This is a genomic window from Microbulbifer sp. ARAS458-1 (genome assembly GCF_045348205.1).
Classification (GTDB): Bacteria; Pseudomonadota; Gammaproteobacteria; order Pseudomonadales; family Cellvibrionaceae; genus Microbulbifer.
Genome location: NZ_CP155838.1, coordinates 587,748 through 604,096 on the forward strand (window position 1 = coordinate 587,748; position 16,349 = coordinate 604,096).

The 16,349-nt window shown below is 59.9% G+C and carries 16 protein-coding genes; 4 read left to right on the top strand and 12 right to left on the bottom strand.

What is annotated here, in order from left to right:
• Positions 1–54: 54 nt before the first annotated feature.
• The 8 genes from AAFH99_RS02290 to AAFH99_RS02325 form a co-directional block, all read right to left on the bottom strand.
• A complete protein-coding gene (locus AAFH99_RS02290) occupies positions 55–1,806 on the bottom strand; it encodes a M28 family metallopeptidase (protein WP_081848111.1) in 1,752 nt (583 codons plus the stop codon).
• A gap of 95 nt (positions 1,807–1,901) precedes the next feature.
• The gene (locus AAFH99_RS02295) at positions 1,902–2,648 is read right to left on the bottom strand and encodes a hypothetical protein (RefSeq protein WP_406828551.1); all 747 of its coding nucleotides are present in this window, start codon (positions 2,646–2,648) and stop codon (positions 1,902–1,904) included.
• Positions 2,649–2,718: 70 nt separating this feature from the next.
• Complete coding sequence (locus AAFH99_RS02300; RefSeq protein WP_043319810.1) at positions 2,719–3,129, bottom strand: ACT domain-containing protein; 411 nt, start codon at positions 3,127–3,129, stop codon at positions 2,719–2,721.
• Positions 3,126–4,139 (bottom strand): hypothetical protein, encoded by a 1,014-nt coding sequence (locus AAFH99_RS02305; RefSeq protein WP_406828552.1) that lies wholly within the window; start codon positions 4,137–4,139, stop codon positions 3,126–3,128. The genes AAFH99_RS02300 and AAFH99_RS02305 overlap by 4 nt, the downstream gene beginning before the upstream one ends.
• 3 nt (positions 4,140–4,142) lie before the next feature.
• Positions 4,143–4,688, bottom strand: coding sequence for a hypothetical protein (locus tag AAFH99_RS02310; protein ID WP_043319813.1), 546 nt, complete (start codon positions 4,686–4,688; stop codon positions 4,143–4,145).
• Between the two features lie 134 nt (positions 4,689–4,822).
• Positions 4,823–6,052, bottom strand: a complete 1,230-nt coding sequence (locus AAFH99_RS02315; RefSeq protein WP_156035316.1) for a hypothetical protein — start codon at positions 6,050–6,052, stop codon at positions 4,823–4,825.
• Positions 6,053–6,207: 155 nt separating this feature from the next.
• On the bottom strand, positions 6,208–6,885 hold the full coding sequence (locus tag AAFH99_RS02320; RefSeq protein WP_043319815.1) for a thiol:disulfide interchange protein DsbA/DsbL: 678 nt from the start codon (positions 6,883–6,885) through the stop codon (positions 6,208–6,210).
• Between the two features lie 216 nt (positions 6,886–7,101).
• Entirely contained in the window at positions 7,102–7,752 is a 651-nt protein-coding gene (locus tag AAFH99_RS02325) for a cytochrome c (RefSeq protein WP_043319816.1), read from the bottom strand.
• Positions 7,753–7,888: 136 nt separating this feature from the next.
• Here AAFH99_RS02325 and yihA point away from each other — a divergent pair, with 136 nt between their 5' ends.
• On the top strand, positions 7,889–8,557 hold the full coding sequence (gene yihA / locus AAFH99_RS02330) for a ribosome biogenesis GTP-binding protein YihA/YsxC (RefSeq protein ID WP_406828553.1): 669 nt from the start codon (positions 7,889–7,891) through the stop codon (positions 8,555–8,557).
• A 10-nt stretch (positions 8,558–8,567) separates the two neighbouring features.
• On the opposite strand, the gene AAFH99_RS02335 is transcribed toward yihA, so the two are convergent.
• The 3 genes from AAFH99_RS02335 to polA all read right to left on the bottom strand — a co-directional run bounded on the left by AAFH99_RS02335 (position 8,568) and on the right by polA (position 12,853).
• Positions 8,568–8,747 (bottom strand): hypothetical protein, encoded by a 180-nt coding sequence (locus AAFH99_RS02335; protein ID WP_406828554.1) that lies wholly within the window; start codon positions 8,745–8,747, stop codon positions 8,568–8,570.
• 10 nt (positions 8,748–8,757) lie between these two features.
• Complete coding sequence (locus AAFH99_RS02340; RefSeq protein ID WP_156035318.1) at positions 8,758–9,237, bottom strand: hypothetical protein; 480 nt, start codon at positions 9,235–9,237, stop codon at positions 8,758–8,760.
• 871 nt (positions 9,238–10,108) lie between these two features.
• A complete protein-coding gene (gene polA, locus AAFH99_RS02345; protein ID WP_406828555.1) occupies positions 10,109–12,853 on the bottom strand; it encodes a DNA polymerase I in 2,745 nt (914 codons plus the stop codon).
• 209 nt (positions 12,854–13,062) lie between these two features.
• Here polA and AAFH99_RS02350 point away from each other — a divergent pair, with 209 nt between their 5' ends.
• Complete coding sequence (locus AAFH99_RS02350; RefSeq protein WP_043319820.1) at positions 13,063–13,587, top strand: hypothetical protein; 525 nt, start codon at positions 13,063–13,065, stop codon at positions 13,585–13,587.
• A 28-nt stretch (positions 13,588–13,615) separates the two neighbouring features.
• On the opposite strand, the gene AAFH99_RS02355 is transcribed toward AAFH99_RS02350, so the two are convergent.
• Entirely contained in the window at positions 13,616–14,536 is a 921-nt protein-coding gene (locus tag AAFH99_RS02355; RefSeq protein WP_406828556.1) for a metal ABC transporter substrate-binding protein, read from the bottom strand.
• Positions 14,537–14,690: 154 nt separating this feature from the next.
• Here AAFH99_RS02355 and znuC point away from each other — a divergent pair, with 154 nt between their 5' ends.
• Together znuC and znuB are read left to right on the top strand one after the other, a co-directional pair.
• The gene (znuC, locus tag AAFH99_RS02360; protein ID WP_406828557.1) at positions 14,691–15,521 is read left to right on the top strand and encodes a zinc ABC transporter ATP-binding protein ZnuC; all 831 of its coding nucleotides are present in this window, start codon (positions 14,691–14,693) and stop codon (positions 15,519–15,521) included.
• Entirely contained in the window at positions 15,521–16,330 is an 810-nt protein-coding gene (gene znuB, locus AAFH99_RS02365; protein ID WP_043319821.1) for a zinc ABC transporter permease subunit ZnuB, read from the top strand. Before znuC ends, znuB begins: the two co-directional genes overlap by 1 nt.
• Positions 16,331–16,349: the final 19 nt, after the last annotated feature.

Sequence of the window (16,349 nt, forward strand, 5' to 3'; positions counted from 1 at the left end):
GGTTATTATGGCCATCCTTGATGGTATGCACCTCGGGCGCCACCCCAGCTTCGCTCAATTCGTATACAAGTCCCCAAAAAAATCCCCCCGGTTCCAGCGGGGCTTCTCGTCGGCATCGGTCACTTCCCGCGCAATCGCGTAATTCACTTCCGCGAACTGCTGCGCGGCGATATAGCTGATCTGATCGTCGGCTTCGTCGCTGGGCCGGTGGTAACGGGTTTTGAGGAATTCGATCTGGGCGCTGGCACCATCGATCTCGTCATCAATGGCGTCGCGGCCGGTGATCAGGTATATCGCCGGTACGCCCTGGCGGACAAAACTGTAGTGGTCGCTGCGCACAAAAATCACCTGCTCCGGCATAGGGTCCGGGCTCACCTTGAGGCCGGCGCGCTTGACAGCGCGGGCGGCGGTTTTGCCCAGGCTGGAATGCTCGGCGCCGAAGGCGATCACATCCCGGAAGGGGTAGAGCAACATCGGCATATCCAGGTTGATATTGGCCACCATGGCACCCGGAGGTACCGGTGGATGTTGCGCGAAGTAGTCGGAACCGAGCAGCCCCTCCTCTTCGGCGGTCACCGCCACGAACAGGATGGAGCGGCGCGGAGCGCGGCCGGATTCCACAAACAGCCGCGCCACCTCCAGCATCACCGCTATACCCGCGGCATTGTCCTGGGCACCGTTGTTGATGAGATCGAGTGAGTTTCGGTCGCGGTTTATCAGCTCGTGGTTGCCCTCCTGTGCATCATGTCCGCCGTGCTCATCCTGGTTATCGACACCGATATGATCCAGGTGTGCGGAGAACACCACGTATTCATCTCGTAGGTCTGGGTCGCTGCCGGGAAGCAGGCCCACCACATTAGGGCTCAGTATTTTCTGGTGCTCGGCAGCACTGGTGAGGGTGGCGGTGTAAGGCAGTGGGAACCCCGCGGGAACCAGACCATTTTCCATCTCGGTAAAGATGGTATCGAGGCTGCGCGCGGCACCCATAAACAGCTGCTTGGCCGCCGGCATATCCAACAACACCCCTGGATGCAGACCGGGAATCGCATTTCCGGGAATTTCGTCCGCGCGCACCCAGTCAAAACTCGGGTTCTGCAGGTGTTCAACGGTGCGGGCAAACGGGCGACGAAATTCCCTCGCGGGTGTGTTGAGCGTGATATAGCCGACGGCGCCGTGTCGGGCAGCGGTTTCACGCTTTGTGCGACCGGAGGCGAAGTGGGCCCCCACTTCGTTCGGCAGGTGCTGGGGGCGCCCGTCCAGTATCACCACGATCTTGCCCTGCACGTCCAGGCCTGCGTAGTCGTCGAGCCCGAACTCCGGTGCCTCGATGCCGTAGCCCACAAACACCAGGCCGCCGCTGGTGGCGGTATCTTCGCTGATGGTGGGCGGCGAGGCGAGAAAGTCTGTACCCAGCTCAAAGGTGATGTCGCCCTCTCGGCTGTGCAGCATCAGGGTAGCCTGATGTTCCCCCTGTTGTGGCCAGCGCGCTTTGCGGAAAGGCACCTGCTGAAAGTAGTCGTTGCCAGTCACCGATACCAGGCCGAGGTGGGCGAAGCGGTCCGCCACATACTCTGCCGCCTGTTGATAGCCAGGGCTGCCGGTCTCGCGACCTAGCAGGCCATCGGCGGCGAGGTAATCCACGTCTACGCGCATCGCGGCGATGTTCGCGGCGGGAATCGCGTCGGGTCGCGACAGCGTATTGCAGGCGCTGATCAGGCCGGTGCAGAGGGCCGCGGTGAGCAGCGCGGAACGCGCGGTTTTGATTTTACGGGCAATACGGATATCGGAGAATTCGGCGCGGGGCATGCTGGACTCAAACCTATTCTTGGAATCGGCGCCAGCTTATCACGCTCGCCGGTGGAGCATCGGCGTAAGGTAGACAAAGGCAAACAGGATCGGGGTCAGTGGCCGGGTTGCAGGCAGCTGAAGCTGCTGGCGACCGCCTGCTCGGCCAGTTCATGAGCCCGGTCCGCGCAGAAGTCCCCATGACCTGCCAGCATATGCTGAAAAGGCAGCTGCAGCAGACGCTGGAAGTCTGCGGCCAGCCAGCGCTGATTGTTTTCACTGTCCGGGGTGGCGCGCCGGCACCAGCCCGGCGCCACCTGCATGCCCTGATGAACGCCGCTGAGACGTAGCATCCACTTGCCCGCCCAGTTGCACGCGGTCCATCCGTTCCAGTATTGCAACGCATCACAGGTCAGTAGCAGGCCCCCGGCATGGGGAATCAGCAGTGCGGCTTCCGGTACGCTGCTGTTACTGAATTCGAACACCCGGCCGCCGGTGACCGGGCAGGTGCCACCGTCGACGAGAAACTGGTCGGCGGGTGGAAGCGGATAGTGATCGGAGTGGGACTGGCGCCAGAAAAACACGTTAAAACGATCCCGGTAGTAGAGGTCGTCACAGCCATGGAAATAGCCCAGACGCACGGCCTGGCGCACCGTACCGAGCTCAGTGAGCCGCTCTTCCTGCGCCGCGTTGAGGCGCACCGGGTTGACCAGCAGTAACTCATCTCCGCTGCGCACTATGCCCATATTGCGATTGACCAGTACTCCGGGAGCAATACGGGCCTGCCCCCGCACGACAAAAACATCCGGCAATAGCTGGCGAATAGGTCCGTGAGGAAGTGGCGGCGGATAGGCAATATGCATGGTCGGCAAGGAGCTCCTGTGCGGCACTCCCTGCCATCAGTGGTTTTCGGAAATGCGGTGTACCCGGGTCTCAGCTGTATTGCAGCCGATTGCTGATGCCATACAGAATCTGCATGGCCTGAGCCGCATCACAATCTCGCACCAGAACATGTTCGTGACAGCGCGCGGATACCACGTTGACCTGAATCCCGGCATCCGCCAACTCTCGCAGAATAATCGCGGTGAGCCCGGGCACCTGGACACCGGCGGCGTAGTGCAGGGTAATCTGGCGATAATCGTCTTCCACAGCCAGTTTTGCATCTTCAGCTATATGGCGCGGCAGCAGAGCACAGATGCCTTCTCGCTCACGGAAAATGCACCGGCACTCGGGCAACAGCTTCTGCAACTGTGTCTCGTCCAGATTGCATAGACCCAACCGTTCGCGGTCCAGAATCGGAGTAAGGCGCAATAACAGCTGGTCGATTTTTACCTGTGCATTCATCGGCGTTCTCTCCTGGATTTGTCTTTCACGCGCGCCTTGGCGCTCTTGTCGCGTTTGTGGTTTGGCAGTTTGCCCTTGGGCTTCTGTACCGCCGGGCCAGATTTTTCGGTCTCGAAACTCTCACCCTCAAACTCGGGCTCACCTTCCACCGGGGTGGTATCCACCAACTGTTGCGCCTGCTGCGCTTCCTGCTCCCAGCGATCGAGCGCCAGGTCGATATCGTTTTCGATATCCATACGCGGGAAGGTGGGACAGGGTGCATCCTTCTCCGGGTTGTGCCAGCCGGACAACGGCGCGACAAACACCACCAGAGATTTGTGCAGATAATTGCGGCCGATGCTCGCTTCCGTCCAGGTGGTCTGCCAGGCGTACTTGCCCTTCACGGCATAATCACTTTCGTAAGATTTGAGGGTGAGGAAATAGGGGTACAAGCGCCCACCGCGACATACGATACGGCGTTCGGTCTTGATATTGGCCATCTGGGTAAACGGGTCGAAATACCAGCTGATGTCGTAACCGTAGGAGAATTTCATCTTGTCGCCGCTGCGACTGAAGGCGTATGAGCGACCGGTACCGTCTTTATTGAGACTCCATACATGCTGGGCCTCACCATCCCGGGAGATAAGCCAGCTGCCCACCCACTGATCCGCCTCAAGGCGGGACTCTGCGCTCCAGCCGGGATGCTGTGCATCGCCCTGCTGGTTGTGTTTCTGCACTTCTGCAGTATCGGTTTCCTCCGCTTCGGCACCATTGTCCTGGGCGGTGGTGACGGCTACCGGAGCCAGTACCATGGCCGTGAGTAACAGAGCTCTGTGACTCGCGGCGCGAAGTATTGGAATAAAGCGTGGCTGCATAACTGCCGGGCTCCGCTTGCGCTTTATTCGTCCCTGAGAGAGTTGCCGATCCCGCTGGCCGGAGCCGGCGATTTCCTTCGCCGGCACGGACCCGGATACTGTTACCAGTGACGTCGGTACCTGCACGGGCCGGGCGAATGACTTGGCTGGGTCCAACCCTCAGTTCCCTGCCGAGGCGGTCTGCTGGGTCTCACTGCGGTCGCGCTGATACAGGTTGGGACACTCCGCACCATGATTGGGGGTTTCCCAGTCTGCAAGACGGCGTTGGAAGGCCAGGATACCGCCGTTGTGCTGGCGCCAATGGCGACCGTCGATCACGTTGAAGTCTAGGGTGACGGGGCTCCAACCGGTAAATTGCGCATACACCATGCCACTGTTGCAGTGCAGAGTGCCGCCGGTGCGGATACGCACGGTATCTCCCTCGAACCGCCAGGAAATGGCAAAACCGTGGGTGAGCTGGCCGTCTTTGCGGAAACCGTGGGCGAAGCCAGTGCCGTCAGCCTTGAGCTGCCACACGAGCTGTTCATCCCCCTGGCCGACCACCAGCCAGTTGCCCACCCAGTTTTTGGCGGCGGCCTGATCCGGGGTATGCTCCTGGGCTTCGGCGAAGGTGGGAAGGATTAGAAAGACTGCAAACGTGAGGGCGTAGGCCTGCAGCAGTGATTCAAGAACGGGACGGAAGGACAACTGACGCAACAACTTCATGCGGCACTCTTCTCTGTTGGGTTCTACGACTGGCGGTTAATTGATCAACCTAATTAAAAGACTAGTCGTAAATCTCAACTGTGGCAGCGTAAGCGACAATTTTCTTTGTTTTCGCGCCACACCAGCCTATGGGTCTACGTTTTTCGCCGACGGCGCAAACCAAACCACAAAAGAGCCCCCACCCCCACCGCCGCAACAAACATCAGTGCCGCCCAACCATAGATGGCACTACCACCGGTAGGCTGCAGCAGTTCCCGCCCCTTCACCACATTCGCCAGCAGGCGCTGGAACTGTTCTATCACCTCGGTGGAGGGTGCCCGCTCGAGGATTGCGGTGCGCAGCTCCTGCCACTGCTGATCGAGCTGGGTGGCGAGCGCCGGGTTACGCGCGGCCAATTGCCCCCGGGCCGGGAGATAGCCGGTGCGCAGCGCGAGCATGATCTGGTGATAGGCGCTGGCGGTATCACCACTGCGGTAGGTGGTCTGGGCGAGGTACACGAGTCCGGCGGCGCGAGCCAGGGGATGCTGCAGAGCACGGGTTTCCACCGGGTGCGCGCGCCACCACATCAAGGACTCTCGCGCTTCGTCCGGAAGCGTGGCCGGGCGCAGAACGGCGATACCCGGCAGCCCCACCAGAGCGGGATAGCGCTTGGCGAGCTTCGGCGCTGGTGCCAGTGCTGGTGCACTAAACGAGGCGACCTTGACCGCCAGTGCCCAGCGCTGACGGCTGCTGAGATCACTGTCCACTGCTTCGTCATGGGCGTCGTTGCGCGTGGGCTCGAGCACGTTGTAAAAATCGTAAAGGCTCAGGTTGGCCATACGGACCGGGTCGTTGAGAACCCGCTCCGGCTGGTCGGCGGCACCGTCAATTCCGTGGCAGTGCTGGCAGCGATCCTGATAGAGGGCGCGGGCTTCACTGGCGGCAGGCAGAGACTCCGCCGGCGAGCGCGGCAACTGATAGAGGGCAGCCAGGCGATCGGCGGCAGCGTTGGCCTGACGCCGGACTGATTGCGCGGAAGATTTGCCGGCTATGGCGCTGTTCAGTGAGGCTAAGGCTCCGAGCAACTGGGTGCGACCAGGCCTGTCCGGCAGCTGCTCTACCAAACCGCTGGCAAATTCCGCATTGTCCCGCGTCTGGCGGTACAGGCCACGGTCACTGATCGCACCGTCCTGCACCGCATCCGGGTAATCTACCGCCACGAACGAGAGCAGGCTGACCGCCCGCGCCGCGGTATTCTGCTGAGCATCGGCTGAGCTGTCCGGTGTCTGCGCCAGGGCCAAACCGGCGAGCAACAGCAGGTACAGGCCGCACAACCCCTTGGCGATCAGTGAGACATTCTGTGGCAACGGGCGAGTCTGGTGCATTGTGATTCTGGTGGAATTGGTGGCGGCACCCGCTTTTAGCCTAGCAGTGCTCGGCTGTGCGGGGTTGAGACGCATAGATTTCGTGGCGATTTCCCACCTTCCGGCAAGAAAAAACCCCGCAGAGGCGGGGTTTTCAGGAACTTGGTCGATGGCAATCAGCCCTTTTCGCTGCGCTCTTTTTCCACCAGGAAATCCACCACATCCAGCATCATCTGCTGACCATTGGACTTGCCCTTGAAGCCTGGCAGTGAGGTGCTGACACGATATTTACCAGCGACAACCATCTCGGGCGTTCCAGACAGCTTATACGCGCGCTGTTTGGCCTGCCCCTGCTTGACCTTGCTGTTGATGGCGAAGCTGTTCATCAGTTTCACCGCTTTGTCGCCGTCGGCACCAGCCTGAGTGAAAATTTCGGCAATGGCGGCATCATCCGGCTTCCATTCGCGGCCATCGCGGTTGGCAAACATTTTGCGCTGCTGGGCAATAGCGCCAAAGATCGGATCGTGAACCTTGTCCAGTACGCCCATGGCGTCAGCCACGTAGAACATGCGCGCGTGCACTTCCATTACCGGCTGCCAGATGGCGGGGATCTTGGTCAGTGACACATCAGCCGGCATGGTCTTCTGCCATTTTTTCAGCGGCGACTCGAAGTGATAGCAGTGACCGCAACCGTACCAGAACAGCTCGGTTACCTCGATTTTGCTGTCGTCATCCTGGGCGACGGCCTGGGGCAGCACTTCGTAGTGCTGGCCGGCCTTGAACTTGCCCGGGGCTTCCTGGGCGCAGGCTGCGAGGCTCAGCAGCATGGTAAATAGTGCGACGACGGCTCTCATAGGTACTTACTCCAAACTTTTATTCTGGGTGACGGGGACAGATTACCCACAGGGTACTTAGGCCTAACTGTCGCCCGGCTGAATATAGACCGCGAAGATTATTGAAGTTCCCACCGCCCGGTGCAACCCGTGCGCGGCGGCCAAATACAAAAAGACCGGTCTGAGACCGGTCTTTTGTCGGATAGCTCACACGCTGAGATTTATTGCGTGTGGTGGTTACTCGGTCAGGCCTGCCACATAGTTGGCCACCGCCTTGATCTCGGCGTCCGACAGCTGGCGCGCCACGGTGCGCATGGTGCGGGCATCCCCATCGTTGGCGCGCGTGCCTTCGCGGAAAGCCTTCAGCTGCTTTTCCACATATTCGGCATACTGCCCGGAGAGGCGCGGGTAGCCCGCAGGCGCATTGCCCTGACCGGTCGGCGAGTGACATCCCATACATGCAGCCACACCGGTGTCGGCGTTGCCGGCGCGGAAAATCTTGCGACCCAGTTCCAGCGCATTCACGGTATCGCCGTTGTTCAGCATCACGGTGAACTGGTCAGACCCGGAAATCTGGATGTTCTGGGCAGCAAAATACGCGGCGACATCGGCCATATCCTGATCGTTCAGGTTATCCAGCATGCCGGTCATTTCCGGTACCTTGCGGGCGCCGTCCTTGATGTCGTGCATCTGCTTGAGCAGGTATTTTTCACCGAGACCGGCAATCTTCGGAAAGGTCGGCGCCGGGCTGTTGCCATCTACACCGTGACAGGCTACACATGCCGCAGCCTTGGCCTGTCCCGCACTGGCGTCACCGGCAGCGTGTCCCACCTGGGCGAAAGCTACCATCCCCAAAGCCAGAGCGGCCTTCTTTATAATGCTGTTCATACGTCGTCCTGTTGCGCGCTGAAGTTTTGCATTCGATCTTCGCTGTCGACGGCAACCAAACGCCGGGCAGCCATCAGCGACGATAAAACCGCGGCATTATATACTTGCGCGCCATCTGAGTGTACCGGGAAGGCCCATGTCTGAATCCAATGTAGAACGAATCAATTTCCGCCGAGCGGAATTCCTTATCAGCGCGCCGACCCTGGCAGAGTGTCCGGAGGATTCCGGCGCCGAAGTCGCCTTTGCCGGGCGCTCCAATGCAGGTAAGTCCAGTGCCATCAATGCTTTGACCGACAATGGCAAGCTTGCGCGCACGTCGAAAACTCCCGGTCGCACCCAGTTGATCAACTTTTTTCGGCTGAGTGAGCAGCAGCGGTTAGTGGACCTTCCCGGCTACGGCTACGCCAAGGTAGCCCGCTCAATGAAGGATGAGTGGCAGCGCCACTTGGCGTTTTACCTGGAACAGCGCCACTGCCTGAAAGGTCTGGTGCTGCTGATGGATATTCGCCTGCCATTGAAAGAGTTTGATCTGCAGATGCTGAGCTGGGCTACCACCTCCGGGCTACCCACTCACATTCTGCTCACCAAGGCGGACAAACTGAAAAACGGCCCCGCCAACAACGCGCGCTTTGCGGTGGAAAAAGAACTCAAGGCACTGGAGCTTGACCGTAATGTCACGGTGCAGATTTTCTCCGCCCCCAAGCGCAAGGGGCTCGACAAACTGGAGCGACAGCTGAATCAGTGGCTGTCCCTGGCAGACGCCACCGAAGCAGACGATACCGAACTGGAGGGTGGCGATAGCTGAAGCTACCCGATCAGTGGCGCCCGAGCGGCCCGTCCTCGCGCAGGCTTTCGAGGAGAATGCGCCGCAGAGTGCGGCGGGCGGTTGGGGTCAGTCCACGCAGCTGCTCTGCGGTGAGCTGCCGGCGCGCAATCAGAGATACCAGTGTGCGCTGACTGATCTGGACCGTGAGAAAGTGCTCGGTTGTGGCCACGGCTGCACCCTCAATGCAACGGTGTAGACGCACCCGTGGCGCCCGCCACAGGTTGCCAACCACCGCTCGCCTTTACGCGCTCCGCCACCCCCGGTGGCAGATCGATCTCACCGGTATACAGGGTGCGGATACAGTCCGCGGTTAGTTGGTAATTGACTTTGTCCCCCAATTCACGGGCCAAACGCGAGCTGGAGGTCACCTGAACATAGTTTGCATGCCCGGTTTCGCCCTGCCGCCGATAAGCCTCCATAAGCTGGCGCGCGCTGTCGGTAAAGCGCAGTGCTGCAACCGCAAACCCCGGGGCACGCTTCAACAGTAAGAAATCCGCCAGTTCAAAGGCACATCCGAGAAATGGAATGGCCCGGGACTGATTCCCCTCCTCACACAGCACGCTGCCGCGCTCCATCCACTCCAGCCATGCCTGTTCGGCCCGGCGGGTATCCTCCATTAACCACTGGCGGTGGTTGGCACATAGAAATCGCAGGTTCACAAGACTCCCCCTCTGTCTGGCCACTCTCTGGCCCCTTCACAATCCCCTGAGCGGATGTGGGCCGATCCGATGGCAAATCCACGTGTATTCGGCCCCCAAACAGAAAGGCCGGATTCCTCACACCACTTTAGTGCGATTAATTATCATTTGCAATTAAATGATCACTCAGGGGTATTGCCGGGTGACTTGCGCCGCCAGAATTCGTCTAGACTAAAAACATGCCGCTCTTATTTCGCGCTCTGCGAAGGCGAACGCGGTCTCACAGGATGTCTTTTGGGCTTAAAACGGGATGTTGGGTTGCGAGGCTCGCAGGCAGGCGGTCCAGCGGCCGACGGAAATCGCGGGCAAAAAAAAGCCGGCAGATTGCAGCTGCCGGCCAGGGGTCAGTGTCCTTGGGGATGGACACTGGGGAGCCGCGCCCAGGGGGACGGGCGCGACCTTGGGTTCTCACCCAAATTCCACTGCATCCGATGCGAACCCTTTAACACCAAATCCTTCAGTACAAAGACTAAGCTGGGGCACCGAGGTTCCCCACTTTTTTTCGCTGTTCGGACGCTGCAACTGTATCCCACCTATCTCGCCCGTGCGGGCAAAAAATTCCGTTTCTGAGACTTTATTCCCCGAGGCACTCTAAAAACCCTACTCTTCGCGCAATTTGTAGACAGTACCCGGTAAAGTATTCCGCGCTATTGACCACCGTCGTACAAATTTCAGGCAAAAAAAAGCCCCGATGGGGGTAGCTTCGGGGCGAGGGGCTTCTGACTAAGCTTTGGGGGATGATGTTGCAATCCAACGATCTTGCTTAGTTAGAGGGGCTGTTTCCGGCGGAGTTCCGCCGGAAACCAAAAAATTTAAAAAAAATTAAAAATTTTTAGTGCGCCTCGTCCCAGTTGGCACCCTCACCCAGTTCGGCAATCAGCGGCACGTCCAGTTCCGCGGCGGCCTGCATCAGTTCCGGGATGCGTTTTACCACCAGCGCCCGCTCGTCCGCCGGCACTTCCAGTACCAGTTCATCGTGCACCTGCATGATCAGGCGGGTTTCTAGCTTCTCGTCCCGCAACCAGGCATCCACCGCGATCATTGCGCGCTTGATAATGTCCGCCGCGGTGCCCTGCATGGGCGCGTTGATGGCGGTGCGCTCAGCGGCCTGGCGCTGCATCCCGTTGCGGGAATTGATCTCCGGCAGATACAGGCGGCGGCCGAACAGGGTTTCCACATAGCCCTTGTCCGCAGCCTGCTTGCGGGTGTTTTCCATATACGCCAGCACACCCGGGTAGCGCTCGAAGTAGCGGTCGATATAGGTCTGGGCGTCGCCCCGCGGAATATCCAGCTGCTTGGCGAGGCCAAACGCACTCATGCCGTAAATCAGACCGAAGTTGATCGCCTTGGCGCGGCGGCGCTGCTCGTCAGACACTTCGTCCACGGGCACTTCGAACACTTCCGCCGCGGTCGCGCGGTGAATGTCTGCACCCTCAGCGAAGGCATCCAGCAATCCCTTGTCGCCGGACAGATGCGCCATGATGCGCAGCTCGATCTGCGAGTAGTCCGCGGCCACGATTGCACTGCCGCCATTGATGCGTGGGTCGGCAACGAATGCCTGGCGAATTCGACGGCCCTCTTCGGTGCGGATCGGAATATTCTGCAGGTTGGGATCCGAGGACGACAGGCGACCGGTGGCGGCCACCGCCTGGTGGTAGGAGGTGTGCACGCGGCCGGTGGCCGGGTCGATCATCAGCGGCAGTTTGTCGGTGTAGGTGTTTTTCAGCTTGGCCATACCGCGGTACTGCATGATCAGCGCCGGCAGCTTGTGGGAAAGCGCCAGTTCCTGCAGCACCGGTTCCGCGGTGGACGGTGCCCCTTTCGGGGTTTTCTTGATCACCGGGATTTCCAGTTTTTCAAACAGGATGGTGCCCAGCTGTTTTGTGGAGCCGAGATTGAACTCCTCGCCGGCCTCGTCGTACGCCTGTTGTTCCAGCGCGCGCATTTTTTCTTCCAGCTCGCCGGACTGCTTTTTCAGCATGGCCGCATCGATATAGGCCCCGTTGCGCTCGATATGAGTGAGCACCGGCACCAACGGCATTTCGATCTCGTCGAGGACTTTTTCCAGGCTTGGCTCTTTGCCCAGACGACAGCTCAATTCCCGATGCAGGCGCAAGGTGATATCCGCATCTTCCGCCGCGTAGGGGCCCGCCTTGTCCAGCTCGATCTGGTTGAAGGTGAGCTGCTTGGCGCCCTTGCCGGCGATGTCTTCAAACTTGATGGTGGTCTCGCCCAGGTATTTCAGCGCGAGGGTGTCCATATCGTGGCGGCTGCCGGTGCTGTTCAGTACGTAGGATTCGAGCATGGTGTCGCGGGCGATACCGCGCAGTTCGATATCGTAATTGGCGAGAATGTGGCTGTCGTATTTGAGGTTCTGGCCGACTTTTTTGTATTGCTCGTCCTCGAGAATCGGCTTGAGTTTAGCCAGCGCCTTGTCGAAATCGATCTGTGCCGGTGCCCCCATATAGTCGTGGGCGAGAGGCAGGTAGGCGGCCTCGCCGGCTTCCACGGCAAAGCTCACGCCCACCAGTTTGGCCTGCATGTAGTTGAGGCTGGTGGTTTCGGTATCGAAGGCGAAGACGTCGGCTTTTTTCAGTTTTTCGATCCAGCTATCGAGCTCTTTTTCGTCGAGGATGATGCTGTAGTTACGTTCAACTGCCATGGCCTCGGCGGCGGACTCGGCATCGCCTCCGCCGGCCAGCTCTTCCACCCAGCTGCGGAATTCCATTTCTTTAAACAGCTCGCGCAGCTTGTCGGTATCCGGCTCGCTATTGGCAAGGGTCTGTGGCTGATAGTCCATTTCCACATCGGTCTTGATGGTGGCGAGCACATAGGACATTTCTGCGGCGTCTTTGTGCTCTTCCATCTTCTTAGCCAGGGTTTTTGAACCGCGGAAACCCAGTGGCGCAATCGCATCGAGGTCCGCATAAATGTCTTTCAAGCTGCCGATCCCCTGCAAAAGCGCCAGTGCGGTTTTTTCGCCCACACCGGGGACGCCGGGAATGTTGTCCACCTTGTCGCCCATCAGCGCGAGAAAGTCGATGATCAGCTCCGGGCCCACACCAAACTTCTCTTTCACCCCTTCCACATCCAGTACGGTGTTCGACATGGTGTTCACCAGGGTCACCCCCGGGCGTACCAGCTGAGCCATGTCCTTATCGCCGGTGGAGATGATCACTTCCATGCCCTGCTCTGCGCCCTGCAGCGCCAGGGTACCGATCACATCGTCCGCTTCCACCCCGTCGATCACCAGGCGCGGCAGCCCCATGGCGTCGATGATGTCGTGAATCGGCTGAACCTGCGCGCGCAGATCATCCGGCATTGGTGGGCGCTGGGCCTTGTACTCTTCAAACAGTTCGTCGCGGAAGGTCTTGCCCTTGGCGTCGAATACCACCACCACCGGGCTGTCCGGGTGCTCCTTCAAGTGCTTGCGTAGCATGGAGATGACCCCGCGTACAGCGCCCGTGGGTTGGCCATTGCTGGTTTGTAGCGGCGGCAGGGCGTGAAACGCGCGGTACAGATAGGAGGAGCCGTCCACCAGAATCAGTGGCGCGGAAGAGGTCTTGGCGTTGCTCATAGACAGTTGGGAATTCGATTTGCGTGGGTCGGAATTGTTGGGCGACAGGATACCCGCCTTGGAAGAATTTCGCTCGTGCACCGGCGGCGAATTTTGACGCTGCGCCGTTCAATCCATCGTCACCGCCGCGCCAGTCATCGCAGTGTCACCCCCGTTTCGGCCGCAGCTTCTAGGCTTGGTATAGGGAAGTCGCAGCGAGGCACACGATCATGAAATCCCATCTTTTCATTCCCCTGGCACTGGTCCTGGGGTTTAACGGTACCGCCTTTGGCGAGGGCGCCGATCAGCAGGTACCGCGGACGCAGGCAAACACAGGCTCGGCTTACGCCGCCGAAACCATGGAGCATGTGGAGACCAGTACATATGCCGTACCGGAAGTGCTAAGCGAGGCGAAAACCGTCAGCAACGTGTATCTGGTCGAAGAGCAGAACCGCGAACAGTATCGGCAGGAAATGTTGAAAGAGCAGAACCGGCGGGCGCTGCTGGACAATGTCCGCAGCGTGCAGATACAGCAGGTCAAAGCTTTCCTGAAGCCGGCGCAGGAGACACAGCAGGTGGCACAGGAGTCGGCGCCGCGACCATCACTTGAGACCGATGTTTCGGCACCGGCCTCTGCGGCGCCTGCGGCCCTCGATGAGGGAGCCGACCGGGTGGTACCGACGCTTGAACTCAAGCTGGACGAACTGCAGGTGGAGGACGAGCAACAGCCAGATCCGGAACAGGAGCCCTCCTGACCCGGTGTGGCGCCACAAAGCTGGAGGATTACTCGCTGCGATCCGGAATGCGCGCGAGGCACAGGCGCGCGTCCGCAAGCAGTTTTTCCATCAGGTCCCGATAACCCGCGCTTTCCGGTAGGTAAACCCCCAACGGGTCTAGCGCCTGATAACCGAGATTGAGGTTGGCGGCAGTCTGTCGGTCACGGTCGTTGGCGGGAGCCTCACCAAACAGGCAGCCAGCTACGGCGCCTTCCGATTGGTCTCCCTCTGATTTGCGGCGCTTTTGCACCAGGGTCCGCGCCCCATGCTGGTGATCCGCCGATCCCGCCAGACTCTCAACCTCGACACCCGCTGCGCCAAAAAAATGACTGTAGGCCTGGTGGGTGGTGACGATAGGAGCATCTTTATACGCCCAGAGTGCGCGGTCCTGCACCTTTTGCAGGTTGGACATGGCACGGGAGAAATCCCGAGCGCGCTGCCGGTAGTGCACCGCATTATCCGGATCGGCGCTGGCAAGACGCGTGGCAATCATCGCGGCCATGACCGCCGCATTGCGGGGCCGCAGCCACAGGTGGGGGTCTGTGGGTTCCGCGCCTTCATATTCGTAGGCCGTTTCATCAGCCAATAGCACCAGCTGACGTTCAGCGGGCACCAGTGCCATCTGCCGCGCCAGTACCGACTCCATCGGCGGTCCCATCCACACCACCAGCTGCGCCGCCTCCAGGTTCAGGCGGTCAGAGACTTTGGGGGCAAAATGGTGCGGGTCCCCATTGCGGATCAGCTGCTGCACCGTAGCGTCGTCCCCAGCCACTTCACGGGCAATCATGGCCAGCGGGCCTATACTGGCGACAACCTTGAGTGCCCCCTGCTTCTCGATCTGCTCCTGTGGACTGCAGCCGCCGGTCGCGAACACGCTGGTCGCAACAATGGTCAGTGCGGTAATCAGGCGAAGGGCTATTTCAGACATCAACAGGCGGCTCAAGCGGTGCAATTTCGGATCAAGTAACGCAGGTGCCGTTAATGACACCCAATTTAGGGGATGCGATATAATCACAGCCAGCTTACACTCGCCAGCCAATTCCCACCTTTTAAACCCGTCAGTCATCCAGTCTGGAAGTCCCTTGAAGAGTCCGCAGGAGAGCCCCCTCAGACCAACCGCACCGCTTATCCGCGCTCACCAGGTCAGCCTGGAAATCGCTGGTCGGCGGCTGTTACAGGATATTTCCCTGACGCTGCATCCCGCCGAGATCGTTACCGTGATCGGCCCGAATGGTGCGGGCAAGACCACCCTGCTGCGGCTGCTACTGGGGCTGACCAAACCCACCACCGGTCGGGTAGAGCGGCTGCCGGGCCTGCGTCTGGGGTATATGCCCCAGCGCCTGCAGATCGATGCCACCATGCCGATGACCGTGGCGCGCTTTCTGCAGCTGGGGATCAGTGGGGTCAAGGTGGCGGACGCACTGGACCGCGTTGCCGCTCCACATCTGGCCAATTCGCGCCTGGCGGACCTGTCCGGCGGTGAGATGCAGCGGGTGCTACTGGCCCGCGCAGCGGCACGCAGGCCGCAATTACTGGTGCTCGATGAGCCTACTCAGGGTGTCGATCTGGGCGGCCAGAGCGAGGTTTACCAGTTGATCGACCAGTTGCGTGATGAACTCGACTGCGGCGTGTTACTGGTCTCTCACGATCTTCACCTGGTGATGGCCGCCACAGACCGGGTACTGTGCCTGAACCAGCATATCTGCTGCCACGGTCACCCGGAGCAGGTCAGCAAGGACCCGGCTTATCTGGAGATGTTCGGCGATAAACTGGCACCCTACACCCACCATCACAATCACCACCACGACATCGGTGGTGAAATCGTGGACGAGGGCTGCGATCACGACCACGACCACGCGATAACCCCCCCTCCATCGCGGACATCTTCGACAGACTCCGGAGAGATCGACTGATGGAATGGTCCCACGTTCTCCAATCGACTTTCCTCTGGTACGCCCTCTCCGCCGGTCTGCTGGTGGCGCTGGTGAGTGGCCCCCTGGGCTGTTTTGCGGTATGGCGGCGCATGGCCTATTTCGGCGACACCCTCGCTCACTCCGCCCTACTTGGCGTGACCCTCGGTTTCGTATTGCATATCCAGCCCACACTGGCGGTAGTGGCAAGCAGCTGTCTGCTGGCAGTGCTACTGGTTTATTTTCAGCGCCGCCAGAATCTGTCTGTGGATACCCTGCTGGGCATTCTGTCCCACTCCATGCTGGCCTTGGGGATCGTCACCGTCAGCCTGCTGGATATCAATGTGGATCTTTTATCGCTGCTGCTGGGTGATCTGTTGGCGGTAACCACTCAGGATCTCGTATTGATGGCCATCGCCACCCTGGTGATCGCTTTACTGCTGGTCTTTTTATGGCCGAAATTGCTCGCCTTCACCCTGCACGAGGAACTGGCGGCAGTCGAGGGCGTCAGGGTTGAAAGAGTGCGCCTGGCGCTGATGCTAATGCTGGCACTGCTGATTGCCATCGCCATGAAAGTGGTGGGGGTACTGCTGATCACCGCCCTGCTAATTATCCCCGCCGCCACCGCACGCCGTATTTCGACCACCCCGGAGCAGATGGCCGGCTTCGCCGCACTGATCGGCTGTATTTCGGTGACCGTCGGCCTTGCGGCGTCGGTGCTGTGGGATAGCCCGGCAGGGCCGTCGATCGTGCTGGCGGCGGGCTGCCTGTTTTTGATTGGGCAGTTGTTTCACCGGGAAACAACTGCCTGATTCATATCATGTCAACGGC